This is a genomic window from Arsenophonus nasoniae (assembly GCF_004768525.1).
Lineage (GTDB): Bacteria > Pseudomonadota > Gammaproteobacteria > Enterobacterales > Enterobacteriaceae > Arsenophonus > Arsenophonus nasoniae.
The window spans coordinates 62,574-83,534 of record NZ_CP038617.1 but is presented as its reverse complement, the minus strand read 5'-3'; the positions used below and the strand labels follow the sequence as shown (position 1 = coordinate 83,534).

The following is a 20,961-nucleotide window of genomic DNA, read 5'->3' as shown; positions in this document are numbered from 1 at the left end:
GAGGGGCAAATTAATGCCCCTTTATATCGATGCTGACAATCGGATTTTATTTTCTGTGTTTTTTGTGGGGGCTGTTATGCGCCTGGGCAGTCATACAAGGGTTGGATTGATATTGTTGTTTTTAACGTCTTATGCTTATGCTGAAACGTGGGAGACTTTGGATAAAAGTACGTTTGATATCGATGTTATTTCTAAATCAAAAGATGTTAAGAGTGAAGACGGAACGCTTAAACGTGTTGAATATATTGATTTAACTATGCAGCAGCAGGCTTGTAGTGAGGCTAAACAATCTGCTCATAATTTATTCGATAATATGAAATCTATTTATGCTGAAGTTTACCCTGATTCACAATTTAAATTTGAGGTTAGCGAGTGTTTTTATGATGGTTCTCCGACTGAGAAAATTGTTGATTCTTACGGTGATAGTTTTTGGTTAAAAGCATCCGTTATCGGTGAGATTAAAAGGACGGTTTCTGATACTGAAAATAATAATAAGGATTTACAAACGCCGGAAGAAGTTTGCATGAATAAAAGTTCGATATCGGGTTCATTTTATACAAAAAAAGTGGGTAGTAATTATTATGCCAATGTTGATGGTTGTGAATATATTGCTAATGATGATGTATTGCTCTGTGGTGAAAAGTCGGGCACTTGTTATGCTAAATGGAATCCGACAGGAAAAACGGTAGAAGATGGAAATGGAAAAGATAATGAGAAAGAAAAAAGTGATAATAAAATTTCGGGGCAATCACCAAATGTCAATAAGGTTTTAGAATCATCTTCAGATTTCCCGCCTGTTCAACACGTTTATAATCCGGTTTCGGGGCAATCTGATTTTATTTCACCCAGTGAAAGAGAATGTGCTGATATTGTCTATCCAACGTATCAGAATGTGACAAGTTATGACGATTCGGGCAATCCTGTTGTTCGTAAAGAGCCATTCAAATTTTATAATACCTTTAATTTTATGGGGAATAATTATTTACAAAAATATGGTTGTTTATATGTGCGGACATCAGAAGGGTACAAGCCGAGTACATCTCGTGCCGTTTATGAGGCTTTTGATACAGGTAAATTAAATGATTGTACTTGGAAAAGTGGTTTTACCGAGGTTCATAACTGCTCTTATCGTGGGGAGCGTCCAAAAACACAGACAGATTCAACTAAATATTCGGGTAGTACGGGCATAAATGATGCAATTCCTTCTAATGAAGGCAATGCTAATAGTAAATCTGGCGCCAGTAGTTTAGGCAGTGCGGTTAATATTTTTCCTTCATCAGGAACCCGTCAAGCGGGTGTCAGTTCATCTTCAGGCGTTGCTTCACATTCTGGTCAATCTTCTGGCTCAACAGGTAACGGGCAAGGAACCGATTTATCACATCCCGATAATAATGAGCCGGATTTAGATTCACCGACGGCAGAATCAATATTATCGCCATTGCAGCATCTTTTTCCATTTTTGGAAAATTTCAATTTGCCGGAACGGACAGCGTCATGCCCAGTAGCGACTTTTGAGGTGTTTGAGCAGCGTTTTGTCATTGATGCTCATTGTACCTTGTTTGAAAGCATTCGTGGGTTGTTAACCCTGTTTTCAATGATTATCTGGTCATTTCTGGGATTACGGATTGTATTGTCTTCTTAAGGGGATTAAGTGATGTATGCCTTGATTGTGTCTGCATTTAATTTTTTATTAGGGTTTGTTTTTAGAACGCTGACCATTAAATTTATCGTATTTTCAGCGCTGTTTTTAGTGGTCACTGAATTTGTTCCTGTTTTGTTAGCTTTATTACCCACGTCAACGAATTTACCGGAGTTGATTGGTCAACTTCCTGATAGTGTCTGGTATTTTATGAATTTGTTTGCGGTGATAACGGGGATTAAGATTGTGATTTCGGCTTATCTGACCCGCTTTATTGTGCGCCGTATTCCGGTGATAGGGTGATGTATGGCGATTTCAGCTTATGTCGGTATCCCAAGAAGCGGTAAATCCTATGAAGTGGTTTGCAATGTTATTATTCCCGCTTTTATGAAAGGTCGCCGGATTGTGACGAATATCTACGGTATTTCAGCAGAAAAAATCAGGATTTATTGTCTTGATAAAAAGAAAGCCGATGAGTCTCAATTAGGTGAAATTATCTGCGTTGATAATGAACAGGTTAAAGAGGCTGATTTTTTCCCATTTAAAACACAAACGGGTATTGCAGAAGACACTTTTTGTCAGGCGGGTGATTTGATTTGCATTGATGAAGCGTGGCGAATTTGGGAAAACAACAGGATACCGCAACAACATCGCTCATTTATAGCTGAGCATGGTCATTTTGTTAATACAGAAGGTTTTACCTGTGATTTAGTGGTATTAAATCAGTCGGTGGCTAATTTACCGTGTTTTATCAAAGATAGGATTGAGACGACTTACAGAATGACCAAACTGGTGGCGTTAGGGTTACGAAATCGCTATCGGGTCGATGTTTATTCAGGGATTAAACTGTTTAAAAATAATCGCACTTCATCCTATCAGTGCAGTTATGACAAGGCGATTTTTCCACTTTATCATTCTTATGAAGGGGGGCAAGGACAAGAGCAGGTGGTGGATAAACGTCAGAGTATTTTTAATCAATCTAAATTCTGGTTATTAACATCAGGATTGTTGTTACTGGTTATTGTTTCCGTTTATTTTCTTTATCAATTCTTTAGTGGTAACGGGATTACGCCCAAAAATCGGCCTATCTCTGAATCAGTTGATAAATCAGTGACTACTCAAAAATCACATCAAAATTCGTCGGCGCAAAATTTATCCGGTCAATGGCGTATTGCGGGCAAAATTAGTCAGCGAGGGCAAGCATGGGTGGTATTACTTAATCAGCAGGGGCAAATCCGGCTTGAGCCGTTATCTCAATTTCGTTTTTATGGTTTGCGGATGACGGGCAACATTGATGGTGACGTTGTCACAACCTATTCGGGAGGCATGAAATGAAAAGGGCATGGATAGGGGTGTTGTTAGCGGTAAGTCCGTTATTAATGGCTAAAGGCGTGATGATGGAACTGGATAACGTGCCTTTACCGCAAGCGTTGAATGTCTTGTATAGGTATGTTTTTGAGCGTCCTTTCATGCTATCACCAGAATTAATCAATGACCCTCGTAAAGTGACCTTTCGTATTACGCCAGAAATTGATGAACGGGCTTTCATTAAGCGCTATCTAAATAATTTACAGATTGCCATTCATGAACGTAATGGGATTGATTATTTAGTTTCCTTTACGCCAAAAACACCCACAGTAGTCATGGAAACCTATGTTTATCAGCCACGTTATCGCTCAGTAGAGTATTTATCGGATTTATTACGCAGCCAGTTTGACGGTAATTTTAATTCGCCTCGTAGTGGTATTTCAGTGGGGCAAATCGCACCCGAAAAGACCGGGGCGGGGACGGCTTCGGATTTTCTGAACCGGACAGGCGATGTACTGGTTTATTATGGTACTAAAGCCGATATTGCCCGATTAAAAGTATTGTTACCTAAAATTGATATTGTGACGGATGAGGTTATTGTTTCTGCCTATGTTTTTGAAGTGCAAACTGCTGAACGTAACGGGTCAGGTTTGGCATTGGCGGCCAAACTGGTTTCAGGTAAATTTAATATTGGTATCGGTAAAGAAGCCGGATTTGATAATTTTGTTCGTTTTAATTTAGGTTCATTAGATGCGTTATATGAATTATTTCGTACGGATAGCCGTTTTCATGTGGTGAGTTCACCTAGATTAAGAGTGAAGAATGGAGCTCAAGCATCATTTTCTGTTGGTTCTGATGTGCCTGTATTAGGTAAGGTGAGTTATTCTGATAATAAGCCTGTGCAGTCAATAGAATATCGTTCCAGTGGGGTTATATTAAATGTACGTCCGCAAATCCGGCAACAGGGTGTAGATTTAACCATTGACCAGTAGTTATCAAATTTTGCCAAAACTGAAACAGGTGTCAATAACAGTCCAACATTGATTAAACGTCAGGTCAATACGCAAGTGAGCGTTGCTGATGGCGATATTATTTTGTTAGGCGGTTTGGCTGAGAATAAAGTGACTGAAGTCGATACCGGATTTTCATTTTTGCCGAAGGGCTGGTTTACGGGGGCGTCGGCAGAAAATAATAAAACTGATATTTTAGTGATTTTGCAGGTGAAGAAGGTTCAGCGATGAAGGCAGGCAGCGTACCACAGCATTAGCGAGGAACGCGGCCTGTCTGAAGAGGCGAACCGACGTAGCCGGTAAGAAAATAAAACGTCGGTTTGTTGTATTACATGTTGTTTGTTAAGCGTTAAGTTGTTTTTTAGCGCTGTATAGCCAGACTTCCGATCTGACTATACAGCTATCACATAAACCTGACTGGAGGTCTATATGACTGTGTTCGATCCTACTCAATATCCGGAATTACGCAATCTTTTTCCTGAATTAACGCCAGTACAGTTTGAAACGGCATTGTTATTTGCTTTTGGCATTCCACAAAAAGAAATCTCAGTGTTGCGTTCAGTGGCGTATAAAGTGGTGAGACAGACGATAACAGAATCCAGAATGAAATTTGAGCCAGCCTCATTAACGGGATTATTAACGGTATTTCATGTTCGATTGGTGTTATTTGCCTTGTATGATTGCCAGCAACGCATTTGTAAGACATAAAAAAGGCGGTCAATCTAGGTGTTTAACGCACCTAGGGTATTTTATTCGATGAGATAATATCGATGCGGTATTAGGTTATAACTTCTAAAATTAATCGTAAATACCGCCACTTCTGATTTTGAGTCGCATCACACCATATCAGGGAAACCCGCTACTTTATGGCGGGCTTTTTTTATTTCTGCTTCCCCACAATTAAAAAATCACAGAACAGCTATAGGTTATTATCGGTTGGTATATACAATGGTGTTGCAGTATGTAAATCGGAGGGGCTGTGACTATACCACAATCGTAAGCTTTACGTATAATACCTGATATTGAATATCAATAAGTATAATTAAGATATAAATTGACTTAAATTAATAGGGCTATTATTTCATGAATAATATAAATGTTTTTTCATCTATTTCTTCACCAGAGCGACAAGAGCTCAGTATTATTAATAATGCTCCTGTGATTAAATCACCGTTACCGCAATCTCCTATACCGAATGAAATATTATTAAATATGGTAGGTGAGAAAAAAACCGGGAAAATCACCTATCAGCAGGCAGACGAGGCTTTAGGAAGGGTGTTAACTGTTTTCCACAACACAGAGAATCTGACTCTAAAAAATATCGAGAAAGTGTCAATTAACGATTTATTTTTACTCTCATCAACTCTTAGTTTAAAGATATTCGGTGATACTGCTAATTCAGTCGCTAAGGCTAGTAAATTGATGACGGATACTCAAGCGTTTTTACGTGATCAAAACGTTAAGGCATTTCAAGAAGAATTGGCAAAAAAAATTGAGCAATCCGAAAAAAATAAATGGCTAGTTCTTTTCGATTGGATAGTTGGTGTGGCTGAAATAGCTTATGGCGCGGTGTTGACTTGTCTTGGACAACCCGCAGGTCCAGTTTATATCGCCGCGGGTGTGGCAGGTATAGTCAAAGCTATTGCTGAAACAGCAATATATTTTGGTATAGGTGATAAAGAAATGTGGCAAAAAGTTGCTGATGCAGCATTTTACGTGCAAACAGTACTTGAAGTTGGTGCAGTTATTTTAGATGTTTGCAAAGCTGGAGCATTAGTAACGTTGGGTAGAGGGATCATGAAAGGAACACAAATTATTTTAAAAGAGATGATCCCCCAATTAACTCAAGCAGTTTTAAAGAACTCAATAAAGGAAGGTTTTAAAGCAATGAAGGCACTCGCTGAGAAATTTTATGAGATGTTTGTTCGTGAAATAATGCCTTATATTACAAAACTTAAATCACCTAAAAACGCTATAGAAGCAGGTGCTACCATTTTGAATGGCGTGACTAATGGTGGTCTAGCTATTGCTAAAGGAAGTATTTATTTAGATAAAGCTGGACTTCAAAAAGAGATTGAAGAGTTAATGCTTGAGCAGAATTTCTTTGAATTTTGTTTTGACTGGTATGATAAAATGAAAGAACAGCAACAAAAAACGCTTAAAAATCTTGTAGATAAGCAAGCCGATAGTTTGGAAGGCGCTAGTAAAAACATAAGTGAGACAGGGATGTTACAGGCACGTATTGCTAGCTCGATTGTTTAGTAATTTAGTTTTCTTAGTAACAAATATTTTTAAAATGTCCGTCAGGACATGGAAGGCGGCAGATTGAAATCACAAAGATAACTGAATGGAAAACCGCCGAAGCCAGGGGGGACTTATCGGGTAGCAATGAACGTAGCACGCTACGCGTGAGCGGCGCAGCGGTGCTGCTTCGGGGATGTTAATGAGTTGAGTACTGTTTTATACTCTGCAGTAGGTTAATTTTTTTCAGGGATTCATCTCGATGGCTCGCAATAAATCTCCCAGAAAGCGTAAACCGGTTAAATCAGGCAGGCTGCCCGTCACTTCACGTGCCACAGCGCCTGTTTATCCGAAACGTTTTATGATCTCTCTCCCACCCGAAAATGATGATGACAGACCGCCTGAATTTTTTTATGACACCCTAAAAGAAGCCATACGCCACTGCGTCCGACTCGGCCCCCAATTTTTTCTCGACGCGCAGTATTACCCGCCGCTAGTCACGATTATCAGGGGTTTTGAACAACGCCAAGACCAAGCCGATGACGCTGGATACGACTACACTGAGGGGGGAATAACTGAAAGTCTGCCTGCCGATGAATTCATCACCTATACGGAGCTAGGAATAATCCCTGTTTCCTTTGAACCCTGGGATAAACACACCGATAACTGGGCTGACGAATCTGACAATTTCTGTTTCTTTGGCAAGATGCCCATAAGGTAATTGAGTCAGATGTATATCCCTCGTCCTGCTAAACTACTTTTCACCATTGATGACGGTTGGAATAAATTCCTCGAAAAATACGGCGATAGCGTTAGTTCGTGGACGAGTTTATCTGTGGAGCGCATGCTTGCCTGCGGCACTTGTGCCATGGGTGTCCGGCGCTATTGTTGCGCTTCGTCTGATTGTTCTCACAGCCGTTTTTTCTGCCAAAGCTGTAAGTCAAAAGCCTGCAGTTCATGTGGCTTTAAAGCCACCGAGCAGTGGTTAGCACAGCAGGTTCATATTTTACCCGACTGCGACTGGCAACACATTACTTTCACCATGCCACATCTCCTTTGGCCTTTTTTTAACAATAACTGGCCGCTACTTAATGCTCTGTTTCGGGCAGCCACTCGAGCTATGCTGCAGTTGGCTCGCAAACAGGGTATCGAAATTGGTATTTTCTGTGCCTTGCATACTTATGGCCGGCAACTCAATCAACATCCGCATGTTCATGTTTCCGTCACTCGAGGGGGTTTGGATAGTAAACATAGTGTATGGCGAAAGCTGTTTTTCAAAAAAAAGGATGTCGAAGAAATCTGGCGAGGGGCTGTTATCCGACTACTGCGTCACAGTTATGATTTAATTAACCCTGGCCTTCTTCCCGGTCTTGGCCATATCCGTGACAAAAAACATTGGCGGCGTTACTTGAGGGCGCAGTACGGACGTTATTGGAAAGTGCACTTTGCTAAAAAAACGAAAGTGGCATGGCATAGTGTTAAGTACCTCGGTCGCTACCTTAAACGCCCACCGGTATCTGCGTCAAAACTGCGGCATTACCGAGGGGGTGCCGTTGTTCATCACTACCATGACCACCGAACTGGCCAGCATCGGCAGCAGACTCTGCCGCAGGAAGAGATGATTAGACGCTATATAAGCCATATTCCGGCCAGGCATTTTAAAATGGTGCGTTACTCTGGTTTTTTGTCGAATCGTAAACGGGGAAAACTATTGCCGAAAGTGTATAAGGCACTTGAGATGACGGCACGTAAAAAACCGGAGAACCCAGGTTTTTCTGTGCTGATGAAAGGATTTCTGCGTACCGATCCGTACAAATGTATTCTGTGTGGCGACAGGCTGCTTTTCACCGGGGCGCAAATGGGTAAAAAAGCAACGGAATTGTTGTCAGAAAGACTGCATAACCTGGAGAAAAAGCGATGGTTACGCAGCTAAACGCAGGATCAATGTGTCTAAAATAAGGAAATCAGGTTAGAAATTACACTCTCTGAGGAAATGTTAACTGGCACTAAACACAATAAATCGATCCCCATCTCCTTTTTGCAATAAGGGATGGCTTTTGCTACTCACTTTAAAAGCGATTCAATTTCCTAACCATGAACTAAAAAATGCCGCTTAGATCTTCTACAGAATTTGTTGACCATTACACCTGCTCTGACGACCGGAAAATCATACGAACCCAGTAGGTCAGGCGTAACTTTTATCTGTGTTGCTAACCATTGAACGGCCTGTGGGTCAATAATCTCATTGTGGTGTTCATGGAAACGTCCATGAATATCAATGAATTTAAGTTGTGTGGCAAATCCTAAACGATCTTTATCTGTCATGCCAGACAATAATGTGCTTTCTTCCGCAGTGAGTGTCCAAAAATCTAGAATGGTTTGATCGTAGCATGAAGACATCACTATCCCCCTGGGCTGTTTTATATGGATGTATCATATCAGTATTGAGATAAGTTTTAGGAGATGAACCGGTGATTTTTCATACGAGAAATTTGTTTAAAAATCAAATGGCTTCAAATTGTAGCTTCGCTTCCACTGGGTCTATATGGTGGTGTAGGAGGAAGCTATCTGTGAATATTCCCCATCCCGATCTTAGGTTTAAACAAATATTATCATTTGTAATTCATATATACTTACATTTATAAGAAATAATATTATTTAATATATATATATATATATATATTATAAATAATACGTTTAGAAAGTGTTTTTCTTTAAAATTAAACATCATTTAAATTAACTCTGATGTTATAGTTTAACAGAATAATATAGATTATGTATTTTAGAGAGAGCGACGTATTTTTATTAGATATTTAAGATATGAAACATATGTTATGAATATATAATTCAACTAAATTATAAATTAATTACCTTGTTTGATTTTTGTTAGTTTAAAGTTTATTGTGTTAAATAATATTTAAATATTAATCTACAGAGAAATTTTTGATGAAATTTATTAAAATCACTAATGATATATAAAATATAAAAAATACTAATTTTGTTAATTAGTTAGGTTAAAAAATAAAACACGATATAGATAAATTTATTTAACAAAAATATAAAAACTAATTAAATTTTTCATGGAAATTCAATGTTTAAAAAATTTATTTCATCCAAGAAAGTAATTTCTTATATTTTATTATTAATTCATCTTTTTTTAGTTGCTTTATTACCTATATCTTCTGCCGTAAAAGCGATTGAAAATGCTGAAATGGCAGATACTATCTCAGGTATTCAATCCTTAATGAATGATGCAAACGAGAGTAATAATATCATTACTGAAGATAATACTGCATCATCATCTCAGGGGGAAACTTCTCTATTTCCTTCTGAACGTTTAAGTTCAGGACATTATCCGTTAGAAATGCCACCAAGTCTTGAAACTAAAGGCAATAGTGCCAATACGATTAATACTATTTTACCTAATTTAGGTGGAGCGGAAACACCACCTGAAGATAATACAGATCAAACTTTAGCTTCAATTGCCAGCCAGGTTGGTAATATTTTAGCAAATAGAAATGCAGTTGATGCTTCAATCGGTTATGCAAAAAATATTGGCGAAGGTTTGGTTAACCAGCGACTTAATGATTGGTTAAATCAGTACGGTACTGCCCGTATTTCTATCGGTACTGATAGAAAATTTTCGGGTGATTTTTTATTACCTGTTATTGATAGCATAAATAGTCTGCTTTTTACCCAATTGGGATTAAGAACCAATAAAGACAGAAATACTTTAAATTTAGGTTTAGGTTATCGCCAATATTGGGGTAATTGGATGTATGGCATTAATACCTTCTATGATTATGATTATAGCGGTGGCAATGCCCGATTAGGTCTTGGCGGCGAAGCTTGGACTGATTATTTAAAATTGGCCGCCAATGGTTATTTTGGTTTAACTGACTGGCACCAATCGAAAATAGCGGTAATGGATGATTATGATGAGCGTCCGGCAACGGGCTTTGATGTTCGCGCCGAAGCCTATTTACCGACTTACCCTAAACTGGGTGGTAGTATTAAATATGAAAAATATTTTGGCAAAGGTGTCCATCTTGGTACCGGTGTCGATCCAGATAAATTAAAAGACGATCCTTACGCCTTGACATTAGGCATAAATTACACGCCAATACCATTAATCACCCTGAAAGGAGAGCATGCGGCCGGTGATCGTAATGACACTATGGTTGGCATGGATATTATTTATCGCTTTGGCGTACCATTATCGCAACAGTTAGATCCTGATGCTGTTGATGTTATGCGTAGTTTGGTTGGCAATAAGTATGATTTTGTCGATCGAAATTATGATATTGTTATGCAATATCGGAAACAGGAATTAATTAATATTTCGTTACCAGTCGAAATGAGAGCGGAAGCAAAAGAAACGATTATTATTCCTGCCACTGTTAATAAAACCAAATATGGTTTGAAAAAAATCAACTGGACAGTCTCGCCTAGTTTTATTGCCAATGGTGGCAGTTATCAGGTTATTTCACCGACTCAACTAGAAATTATCTTACCGGCTTATGTTTATAAAACACAAAAGAATACCGCGCAAGAATATCAAATTAGTGCGGTGGGGATAGATAATAATGACAATGAATCAAACAGAGCGACGACCACAATACGGGTAAAACCTTCCAGAAATGTGGTTAATGATTTGATTGTCGAGCCTAATTCCGTTTTACCGGCTAATGATCGCGATCATTTTACCACCACCGCGGTGATCACCAATGAACATGGACAGCCCTTGAGTCATCAAGTAATTACTTTCCGCGTTGATGGCTTAAAACAACAGGATGGCAAATTGGGGGCAACATTGTCTAATGGTTCCCAGAGTGCTACCAATGGGGATGGGATAACAGCAACCACTGATAGCCAAGGAAAAGCGGTAATTTATATAACCAGTAAAGTAGCTGGAGAAGGCAAGATCACCGCAACGATGGAAAACGGCAACTATAAAAATGGGCCGCTCAAATTTAGCGCTGATCGAAATTCAGCTCAGATTGCCAAGTTAAATGTTACTAAGGATAAAGCATTAGCTGATGGTAAAGAGAAGAATATGCTATATGCATTGGTGACCGATCAAAATGGTAACGCGGTAGAAAATATAGCGGTTAATCTTACAGCAACCGATGGCGCAGTCATTGAGAATGGAGCAACGGCAAATACTAACCAACGCGGAGAACTGATCTTTGGTGTTACCAGTACCAAAGCGGGTAGCAGCGAAGTCACTGCCGAAATTAATGGTAGTCAAAAAACCCAGTCAGTTGCTTTTGTCACCGGTCACCCGAGCGCAGAAAAATCATTATTGACATTACAACCGGCAACGATTGTTGCCAATGGTAAAACCGCCGCTAACTTGAAACTGGAATTGAAAGATGCGCAAGGCAATCCTATTTCTGGTGATAAAGTGGACTTTACCACGAGTTTGACCAATAGTCAGATCAAAAATACTAAAGAGGTAGGCAATGGGGTTTATACCGCTGAACTGACAGGTATTACTGCCGGAGAAAGCACCGTTGGCGTTAAAATTAATGGTTCAGTATTGAAAAATAAAACTGCAAAAGTGTTATTAACTGCAGATAGTGACAACCCAAGCCCCACTAAATCTAAACTGGAAGCCAAACCGGATAAGATTATGGCTGATGGTAAAGCTGTTTCAACATTGAAACTGACGCTGCAAGATGTCAATGGTAATTTAATTTCAGGTCAAAGCGTGAAATTTAACACCACGTTAGCTAACAGTAGTGCAACCCCAGTAACGGAAAGCGAACCTGGTATATATACTGCTCCACTAACCGGAACTAAAGCCGGTAAGACTGAAATCAGTGTTGAAGTCGCAGGTAAGCTACTAACAGTGAGCCCGGTAATAGTAATTTTAACCGCTGATAGTGGTAATGTGAGTGGTGAGAAATCTAAATTAACCGCTGCTCCTAGTACTGTTGTTGCTAATGGTGTCGAGACTTCCACTCTGACTTTGGTGCTAAAAGATATTAATGATAACTTACTTGGCGGTCAGCAAGTTAATTTTACTAGTAATTTAGCGAAAAGTCAGACAAGTGGAACAAAAGAGACCAGCGAAGGTGTTTATAGCGCAACGCTGACGGGTACTCAGGCTGGAGAAGCAGTAATTGGTGTTGAGGTTAATGGTAATGTACTAAATATGACCGCGGTGACGAAAGTCACTTTGATCGCAGATAATACTAAACCTGGAGCGGATAAATCTAAACTTGAAGCTACTCCTAACCGCATTGTGGCTAATGGAACGGAATCTTCGGTCATAAAACTTACCTTAAAGGATATTAATGGTAATGCGATTGTTGGCCATAAAGATCAGGTCAAATTTACTACTAGTCTGACAAATAGCAAAGTTGGTGACACCGTAGAGGAAAGTAATGGCGTTTATTCGGCTAAACTAACAGGGACGACGGCAGGTGAAAGTAAGATTGGTGTTGAAGTCAATGGTGCTGTATTAACTGTCAGCCCAGTTGTGGTTACATTGACGGCTGATAGTAGCAAACCTGGCGCTGATAAATCCACACTGGAAGCTAATCCTACTCGTATTGTGGCCGATGGATCGGCATTCTCAACAGTAAAACTAACCTTACAGGATGTTAATGGTAATGCCATTTCTGGTCTGAAAGATAAAGTGAAATTTAGTACCACCCTGACAAATAGCAAAATTGGTGACACCGTAGAGGAAAATAATGGCGTTTACACCGCAAAACTGACAGGAACAACGGCGGGAGAAACTACCCTTGGTGTTGAAGTCAACGGTCAACCATTAATTGTCAGTCAAGTGGTAAAAGTCACTTTGAGTGCCGATGATAGTAAACCGAGTGCCGATAAGTCTAAATTGGCGGCCAACCCTAGCAGTATCGTTGCTGATGGCAAAATATCTTCAACAATAACGTTGGAATTGAAGGACGTTAACGGTAACCCACTTGCCGAGCAAGGGGTAGTGTTTACCCCTAGTCTACCGGGTAGCGAGATCGGCAAGGTGACTGAAAAGGGTAATGGAATTTATGAAGCATCTTTAGTTGGAACTAAAGCCGGACAAGCTACTATTAGTGTTGGTGTTAATGGTAAACCTCTGGTTGGCAAGACCGCTACCGTGACCTTAACCGCCGATAATAGCAAACCCAGTAAGGATAAATCTAAATTAGAAGCCGATCCGATAGAAATTGTTGCTGACGGTCAAGCTAGCTCGACGATAAAATTGACCTTGCTGGATGTCAATGATAACCCGCTGGCAGGTCAAAAAGTCGAGTTCACGAGTGACTTGAAAAATAGTCATGTTAGTGATGCGGTTAAGGATGAGGGTAACGGTATTTATACTGCCACATTAACCGGTACCACTGCGGGTCAAGCGTCTATTGAAGTTAAAGTTAATGGTGCAGTATTGCAGATTAAAAATAGTGCTAAAGTAACCTTAACCGCCGATAACAAGCACCCCGGTAAGGACAACTCTAAATTAGAAGCCGATCCAACAACCATTGTTGCTGACGGTAATACTAGCTCGACAATAAAATTGACCTTGCTGGATGTGAATGATAATCCGCTGGTAGGCCAAGTAGTTAAGTTTAAGAGTAGCTTAAAAAATAGTCATGTGAGTGATGCGGTTAAGGATGAGGGTAACGGTATTTATACTGCCACATTAACCGGTACCACTGCGGGTCAAGCGTCTATTGAAGTTAAAGTTAATGACGTTGTGTTGCCAGTTAAAAATGCGGCTAAAGTAACCTTAACTGCCGATAGCAGTAATCCAAGTTTAGACAAATCCAAGCTAACTGCCGAGCCTATTACTATTGTCGCAGATGGTAAAGAGAGCGCGACTTTGAAGCTAACCTTAATCGATATTAAAGATAACCCAATTACCGGTTACCTGGATAAAGTATCCTTTAGTATAGATCCAACAAACAGTAAAGTTACAGTGTCAGAAATCACCGAGGAAACACCAGGGGTTTATACCGCAAAATTAACTGGTACGCAGGTGGGGGATATCAGCATAACGGCTAAATTTAATGACTTGGAGGTAAACCTTGCACCGGTAACTGTGACGTTAACGGCTGATAATAAAACCGCAAGATTAAAACAGGTGACATTAGATGGTGATAATACCAGCAAAGTTGCTAATGGTAGGGATGCATTCACTTTTATCGCAGTGGTAAAAGATGCGAATGACAATTTGGTACCTAATGTAGAGGTTACATGGCAACAAGATAAAGGTGCCGATGCTACATTACCACAACCAGCAAAGAGTAAAACCGACGCTAAAGGAGAGGCTAAAATTGATTTAACCAGCACAACTAAAGCCGTTGATAATATTCAGGTAAGTGCAAAATTAGCCGATGAAAATGTAGAAAAAGCAGATAAAACAGTAAGTTTTGTTGGTGATACAGCAACTGCTAGGATTCAAATTAAATCATTAAAGAAAAATAATATTATACCAGCGGATACACAATCAGAGTATCCATTTGAAATTAGTGTGACTGATAAAAATGATAATATTTTGAAAAATTATACTCTAGATATGTTAGTTCCAGATTTATCGATTAATGAAAAACTTACAACCGATAATCAAGGCAAAGTTAAGTTTTCACCGAAAAGTGAAATACCGGGTAAGTTCGATGGCACAGTAACTTCGTCTACGAATAATGCGGTGTCTGGCAAGTTTAAAGTTCAGTATACCATTATAACATTGTCATCAGATAATTAATAATCACTCGTTGAGTGTGAAATAGATATGGAGTTATCAATGAAAAAAATAGCACTTATTATGTCAATGCTGTTTTTCTATACTGGCAGCGCGTTAGCACTGGAATGCAAGGTTTTAGGTGAAACGAATGATCCTTATCGTGAGACTAAAATTGTAGATAATGTTTTGCTCCCTAAGGATTCTAATAACGGAGAAAAAATTTGGGTATCTGAACTATTTACTAGAAATGTGGAATGTACTTCTTATATATCCGAACCAGTCTATTTTTATTATTTCCCAGAAGTGGATATATCAGTTATTCCAAAAGGAATGAAATTTGGCATAACCTATAATGGTAAAGACACCGATTTGGATGCCAGTATACCAGAAAAACAAAGAAGGCTCAAAACCGATATAGAAGTGCAAGCTAGTAATCCCAAAAGAGGGACAATTGCAGTAAAGGTTTACATAAAGAAAGAGGGTACATTTGATATAAATAATAGTGTTAAAATATTAAATATTTTTCAGCTTGATGGTGAAAAAGGTTTAAATAATACCCCAAAAGGAAATTATCGATTTAGTTTATCTGGATTAAATAATATTACTCAAATAGATTGTAGTTCTAGCTATTATTGGAAAAAATTTAATCTTAATATCAATAACGATATAACATTAAACCCTCAGTCAGTAAGCAATATTGGCGGCCTAAATTTAACGTGTCAGGCTCATAATAACCTTAATCTTGATAATAAACGCGTTACTCTAGAAGTTTATTCAGACAGCACAAAATCTAGCGAGGTTTTCACTACCAATTTAACCGGATTAAATTTTACGTTTAATATTGCTGGTCAGGAACTGAAACCGAATAACAAAAAACTAATTACAATACCACTTGATGCTAGCGGTAAAAATAATATTAATATCGATGGGCTATTTAAATTAAATTATCAGGAAACTGGTCAGGATTGGCTCTATAACCCTAATACCTTAACTTTTTCGCCAGAAAAAATTAGTATCAAATCAACTTTAAAGTTAATTGAATAAAGACGGTTCATGTATAAGAAATTAATACCCGAAATGGTTACTAATTAACCTGCATTATAATGAAATGATTTTTGATTTTTCGCTGATTTTCCGTAAATTATTTTTAATGTTGAGATAAGGGAGGAGAATACACGGCAAAAAACGGTTAATTATTAATCATTTGTAAGCTAAGGATAGATCTACCCTGTCGTAAATTTTTATCGCCACCGCAACCGTGCCAGGTCATCGTGACGAGCCATAAGCTCTTTAAGCTTCAATCCAAAATTCATTCCCGCGAAAAGTGTAATGGTCAACAAATTCTGTAGAAGATCTAAGCGGCATTTTTTAGTTCATGATATTTTTGATGTGGCGTTAAATAACCAATCGTTGAATGGCGTCGATAATAATTGTAAAACTGAATATAATTTTCAACTTCACAGACAACAGATTGATGATTCATAAACGATAAACGGTTAAGTCTTTCTGTCTTTAAACTCCTAAAAAATCTTTCCATCACGGCATTATCGAGGCAATTACCTCGCCGACTCATGCTTTGAGTTATTTTCCGTTCAAAGAGGTGCGCCCTAAACTCCTCCGATGAATATTGGCAACCTTGATCTGAATGGAACATCAAACTTGTCGTATCCGGTAATTGCCGTTCAATTGCGTTATCTAAGGCTTCTTTCACTAATTTCGAATCCGGTTTTGTTGATAAGGCATAACCAATAATTTCTTTGGTGGCTAAATCCAACACACAGGCTAAATAGCTCCACCCATAGTGATGTCTAATATACGTGATATCCCCGACATAATAGTGATTATGCTGTTCAGGGGAAAATTGTCGTTTAAGCAAATTAGGGGCATATCGATGTTCGTTACCCGATGAGTGATAGTAGTGCTTTTTCGTTGGTCTAATTGCAACTAATTGATTTAATTTCATGATGTTCGATATTTTATAAGTGCCAATTTGGTGCCCTAAACCCTTTAACTCGGCTTGAATACGTCTTTTGCCATAAATTTGACCCGATGTATAAAAAATACGTTTGATTTCGCCACACAGTCTTTCATTTTCAACTGTCGGTATTTTCGTTTCATAATAAAAACTACTGCTGCTTACTTCAAAAAGATGGCATAACTCAGTGACCGTAAAATTGGGGTACATGATTTTCAGTTGCTTCACGATTTTGAGTTTTGATTGTCGAGGATGAAGTAAGCCGCGGCTTTTTTTAATATGTCATTATCCCTCTGAGCACGCTTAAGTTGAACTTCTAATTCTTGTATGCGCTGTTGCTCGGGTGTTAACGCTTTTGATTTTACAGGCGTATTCCCATTTAACTCGGCAAGATATTGTTGCTTCCATCGTGATACGGCAGATTTACCCGCACCGGATATTTTTTCAACTTGGATATTGCTATATCCACCTTCAACCATGAGTTTTGCATATTCCAGTTTTTGCTTTCCGCTAAAGGTTACTTTTACTTTTCGGGTCATATTTATACCTATAAGATTTTGCTTAATTATAAGCTATAAATCTCTACAGTTTTATTAGACCACTACAGGTTAGGGGTGGTTGAAGAGGTCACACTGCCCAAACTGACCCGCAAAATGGAAGGCTACCGCGGCGGTGGCATGAATGGCGAAGCGCAGATTGACTTAGGACTTGACGGCGGTGCGCTGGATATGGAATTCACGTTAGGGGGTCTTGATGCGCAGCTTTATAAACAATGGGGGATAACCACCCTTGCGGGTGTCCCGCTGCGTTTTTGTGGCGCGTATCAGCGCGACGATACGGGGGAAGTGACCGCGGTTGAAATCGTTACCCGCGGTCGATTTTCTGAAATTGACCCCGGCAGTGCCAAGTCCGGCGATAACACCCAAACCAAACTGAGCTTTAAAGCCACCTATTTTAAGCTGCTGTGGGACGGTCAGGAACTGATTGAAATTGATGTGATTAATTTAATTGAAAAAGTGGCCGGCGTTGATCGCCTTGAAAAACAACGCGCCGCATTAGGACTTTAACCCAGGACTTTACCATGAAAAAAACACCCACTACCCGAATCATCAACCTGGAAGAACCCCTCGCACGCGGTGAAACACCGATTAATCAGGTGACACTACGCAAACCGCACGTCGGCGACCTGCGGGGAGTCCAGTTAAGTCCGCTGATGCAGATGGATGTTGATGCGGTGATGAAAGTCTTACCCCGCATTATGACCCCAAGCTTAAACGAGCAGGAAATGCGACAAATGAGTCCGGGTGATTTTTTCAATCTCGCCAATGAGCTTGGGCTTTTTTTGTTGCCGAAATCGGTGACGGCCGACTTCCCGACACCTTAACCGTCGAAGCCCTGGAAGCCGATATTGCGGTCATTTTTCACTGGCCCCCGTCTGAAACGGGCCAATTATCCTTATCGGATTTGCTGATGTGGCGGCATCAGGCCTATTTACGAAGTGGGGCGCATGAGTAAAGCATTACGTTTACAAGTGGTCTTAGGCGCCATCGATAGGCTCAGTGGCCCGTTTGAGAAAGCCAAAACCGCCAATACCCGACTGGCGAAACAGCTTAAAAGCACGCGTGAGCATTTGACGCAACTCAATCAGGCGAGTCAAAAACTGCCCCAATTACAGACGCTCAGTGGCAAAATCAATACGCTCGGTCAGGCGCTGGAAAAAGCGCGCCTGAAAGGCAAAATGATGGGCCTTGAGATGGCGGGCCTCCAAAATCCCACCCAAAAACAAACCGCCGCACTGGAAAAACAGTGGGCCAGCGTGGCGAAACTTGCGCGTCAGTATCAGGGCTTTCTTACCCAACAGCAAAAAATCCGGTCGTCGTTTGATAAAATGGGGATAGCCGTCAATCACGCAGACCAGGCCACCGCCCATATCCGGCAAGAAACCCAGAAATATACCCAGGCGTTAAAAAGCCAGGAAGGCCAGCTTGCCAAAATATCAGCCCGCGAAAAACACCTCACCACCGCCCGAAACCGTTATCAACAGCGTATGAACCGCCGAAGCAATCTACTGTCTCATGGGGCGGGCATGGTCGCCACCGGTGCCGCCACCGCCATGGCGGTAAAACCTAACCTCAATGAAGCGGCGATTTATCAAAAAGAAGCGATTTCCTTTAAAGCACTTGGCGGTGGGGAGACGATGCTGGCGGATGCCGAAAAGTTTGCCAAAGGCATCCATATTTTTGGTAACAGCACCACCGAAAACCTGAAAGTGATTAAAGAGGCTTACTCCGTTTTACGCGATTATCATGAAACTGAACTGGTCTCGCCGACGTTGCTTAAGCTTCAATTCGCTACTAAATTTATGTCGTCACATGGCGTAAGCGAATCCGCTGCCCAGGCGCTACGTGACCAGTCACCCGCGGTGCTCAAAATTGCCGAGTTACGTAATGAAATCAACACGCCAGCGCAATTTAAACGCTCGGTTGATATGACGGCAAAATCGATGACCGCCAGTGGGGGGATGGTCTTGCCGGAAGACTACCTGGCGATGCTCAAAACGGGTGGTACCGCCGTCAAACAGCTAGACAATGCAGCGTTTTATTTTGGCACATCCCATCTTATCCAGCAGTTAGGGGGTGACCGAACCGGCACCGCGTTAAACAGTGCCTATCAGAATCTAGTGAAAGGCAAAACAACCCAGGCTGCGATGGAAAACCTGATGGGACTCGGTCTCTTGAAAAAAGGATCGGTCAAATACGGCAAAACCGGTCACGTCACCAAGATGAATAACGATGCATTGGTGAATGTAGAACTCTACAAACGCGACCCTTTTCGCTATCTGATGGACGAAATTGTGCCGCGTATTCGAAAGAAATACCCGCAATTAACCGAATCGCAAATGGAAACCCAAATTGCCCAACTATTTTCCAGCCGTACCGGCTCGGATGTATTTGTGACGATGTACCGGGAACACGCCAACATTGAGAAACAAATCAAGGCCGGCAATGCCGCTTATGGCCTTGAGCCGCTGATTGCCGAAGGGAAAAAAACCGCCCAGGGGCAACAGATTGAACTCGAAGCCAAAAAAGCCGATTTATACCGTGAGATGGGTAATAACCTGTTGCCGCTCTATACTCAGGGGCTTGAGATGCTGAACCAGCAATTAAGCAAATTAACCGATTTTTTCAAATCTCACCCCACCATGACCCGTTATTTTGGCGTGGCACTGGCGGGATTTGCGGCACTGATTACCATCGGCGGCGTTATGGCATTAGCCATGGCGGCACTGACGGGGCCATTAGCCGCCGTCAGACTGGGTTTAAGCCTGTTAAGTGCAGGCTTGCTCCGCTTAACCGCCGTGGCATTATCCAACCCGATGGTGTTAGTTATCACGGCAATTGCCGTCGCCGCACTGCTGATTTATCGCTATTGGGATAACATCGTCCCCTTTTTCAAAAATTTGTGGGAAAAAACGGTTCGGTTTTTTGCCGACGGCTATCAAAAAATCAAGAACAGTATTAAAAATTTTGGCAGTGAACTGATTGATAACCTGAAAAACGGCGTAATGGAAAAATGGCAACAGTTAAAATCGTTGTTTTCCGAGATTAAAAACACCGTCACCGATTTATTACCCGACTGGATGGTCTCTGAGGAAACCAAAACCTTACGCACGACCCAATCCTTGACGGTATTAAATGCCGGCATCAAAGGTGCAGGGCTGTTTGATACGGGGGGCGTTATTCGCCGCGGAGGTGCAGGCATTGTCGGCGAGAAAGGCCCAGAAATTGTTACCGGCCCTGCCCATGTAGTCAGTCGCCGCCATACGGCGGCCTTTGCCGCTGCCGCGCTGACACTAAGCCATGCGTATGCCAACCAACCCATCCACCCTTTTGTGGCCGATAAAACCGACGCGGCGGTGATCCGGACACCGCACACAACAGCACCGTCAAACGTTCACATTACGATTAATGCCGCCCCCGCCCAGTCGGCGCACGATATCGCACAGGAAGTGAGCCGCCAACTCCTTAAGCTTCAACGTCAACAACAGGCGCAACTACGGGGACGGTTTAGCGACAACCCGGAGGAATATTAA

The 20,961-nt window shown here is 40.8% G+C and carries 15 protein-coding genes and 1 pseudogene; 14 read left to right on the top strand and 2 right to left on the bottom strand.

The genetic code is table 11. The features are described 5' to 3' along the window. Positions 1-13: 13 nt before the first annotated feature. The 8 genes and pseudogenes from ArsFIN_RS22465 (at position 14) to ArsFIN_RS22430 (ending at position 8,131) form a co-directional block, all read left to right on the top strand. Entirely contained in the window at positions 14-1,642 is a 1,629-nt protein-coding gene (locus tag ArsFIN_RS22465; RefSeq protein WP_026823778.1) for a hypothetical protein, read from the top strand. Positions 1,643-1,654: 12 nt separating this feature from the next. Then, positions 1,655-1,942 carry a DUF2523 family protein gene (locus tag ArsFIN_RS22460; protein WP_135677690.1) on the top strand — a complete coding sequence of 96 codons (288 nt, stop codon included), beginning with the start codon at positions 1,655-1,657 and terminating at the stop codon, positions 1,940-1,942. A 3-nt stretch (positions 1,943-1,945) separates the two neighbouring features. After that, the gene (locus ArsFIN_RS22455) at positions 1,946-2,974 is read left to right on the top strand and encodes a zonular occludens toxin family protein (RefSeq protein ID WP_026823776.1); all 1,029 of its coding nucleotides are present in this window, start codon (positions 1,946-1,948) and stop codon (positions 2,972-2,974) included. Then, positions 2,971-4,188: pseudogene (locus tag ArsFIN_RS22450) on the top strand (type II secretion system protein GspD). The gene ArsFIN_RS22455 and the pseudogene ArsFIN_RS22450 overlap by 4 nt, the downstream one beginning before the upstream one ends. Before the next feature lie 198 nt (positions 4,189-4,386). Next, positions 4,387-4,665 carry a hypothetical protein gene (locus ArsFIN_RS22445; RefSeq protein WP_026823775.1) on the top strand — a complete coding sequence of 93 codons (279 nt, stop codon included), beginning with the start codon at positions 4,387-4,389 and terminating at the stop codon, positions 4,663-4,665. Positions 4,666-5,040: 375 nt separating this feature from the next. After that, positions 5,041-6,219: a type III secretion system translocon subunit SctE gene (gene sctE, locus ArsFIN_RS22440; RefSeq protein ID WP_026824125.1), complete on the top strand. Its 1,179-nt coding sequence runs from the start codon at positions 5,041-5,043 to the stop codon at positions 6,217-6,219. 241 nt (positions 6,220-6,460) lie between these two features. Further along, positions 6,461-6,919, top strand: coding sequence for a hypothetical protein (locus tag ArsFIN_RS22435; RefSeq protein ID WP_135678751.1), 459 nt, complete (start codon positions 6,461-6,463; stop codon positions 6,917-6,919). A gap of 9 nt (positions 6,920-6,928) precedes the next feature. Beyond that, positions 6,929-8,131, top strand: a complete 1,203-nt coding sequence (locus ArsFIN_RS22430) for an IS91 family transposase (RefSeq protein WP_135678749.1) — start codon at positions 6,929-6,931, stop codon at positions 8,129-8,131. Between the two features lie 155 nt (positions 8,132-8,286). Here the strand turns inward: ArsFIN_RS22430 and ArsFIN_RS22425 are convergent, their stop codons facing one another. After that, the gene (locus ArsFIN_RS22425; RefSeq protein ID WP_026823755.1) at positions 8,287-8,598 is read right to left on the bottom strand and encodes a DUF4158 domain-containing protein; all 312 of its coding nucleotides are present in this window, start codon (positions 8,596-8,598) and stop codon (positions 8,287-8,289) included. Positions 8,599-9,289: 691 nt separating this feature from the next. On the opposite strand from ArsFIN_RS22425, the gene ArsFIN_RS22420 reads away from it, so the two are divergent. Both ArsFIN_RS22420 and ArsFIN_RS22415 read left to right on the top strand, forming a co-directional pair. Then, complete coding sequence (locus ArsFIN_RS22420; RefSeq protein ID WP_051297138.1) at positions 9,290-14,914, top strand: inverse autotransporter beta-barrel domain-containing protein; 5,625 nt, start codon at positions 9,290-9,292, stop codon at positions 14,912-14,914. A gap of 39 nt (positions 14,915-14,953) precedes the next feature. Further along, entirely contained in the window at positions 14,954-15,937 is a 984-nt protein-coding gene (locus ArsFIN_RS22415) for a hypothetical protein (RefSeq protein ID WP_026823756.1), read from the top strand. A 310-nt stretch (positions 15,938-16,247) separates the two neighbouring features. Here the strand turns inward: ArsFIN_RS22415 and ArsFIN_RS22410 are convergent. After that, positions 16,248-17,407, bottom strand: a protein-coding gene (locus tag ArsFIN_RS22410) for an IS3 family transposase (protein ID WP_135677411.1) whose coding sequence is annotated in 2 segments (ribosomal slippage) — positions 16,248-17,128 and positions 17,128-17,407 — 1,161 coding nt in all. Because the reading frame shifts where the segments join, the coding sequence is not laid out codon by codon here. 39 nt (positions 17,408-17,446) lie between these two features. Here ArsFIN_RS22410 and ArsFIN_RS22405 point away from each other — a divergent pair. Genes ArsFIN_RS22405 through ArsFIN_RS22390 form a run of 4 tightly spaced genes read left to right on the top strand, consistent with a single transcriptional unit; the run spans position 17,447 to position 20,961 of the window. Further along, entirely contained in the window at positions 17,447-17,935 is a 489-nt protein-coding gene (locus ArsFIN_RS22405) for a phage major tail tube protein (RefSeq protein WP_276489440.1), read from the top strand. A gap of 14 nt (positions 17,936-17,949) precedes the next feature. Further along, on the top strand, positions 17,950-18,252 hold the full coding sequence (locus tag ArsFIN_RS22400; RefSeq protein WP_051297216.1) for a phage tail assembly protein: 303 nt from the start codon (positions 17,950-17,952) through the stop codon (positions 18,250-18,252). After that, positions 18,222-18,383, top strand: a complete 162-nt coding sequence (locus ArsFIN_RS28435) for a GpE family phage tail protein (protein ID WP_135678778.1) — start codon at positions 18,222-18,224, stop codon at positions 18,381-18,383. Before ArsFIN_RS22400 ends, ArsFIN_RS28435 begins: the two co-directional genes overlap by 31 nt. Next, positions 18,376-20,961, top strand: a complete 2,586-nt coding sequence (locus ArsFIN_RS22390; protein ID WP_026824245.1) for a phage tail tape measure protein — start codon at positions 18,376-18,378, stop codon at positions 20,959-20,961. The genes ArsFIN_RS28435 and ArsFIN_RS22390 overlap by 8 nt, the downstream gene beginning before the upstream one ends.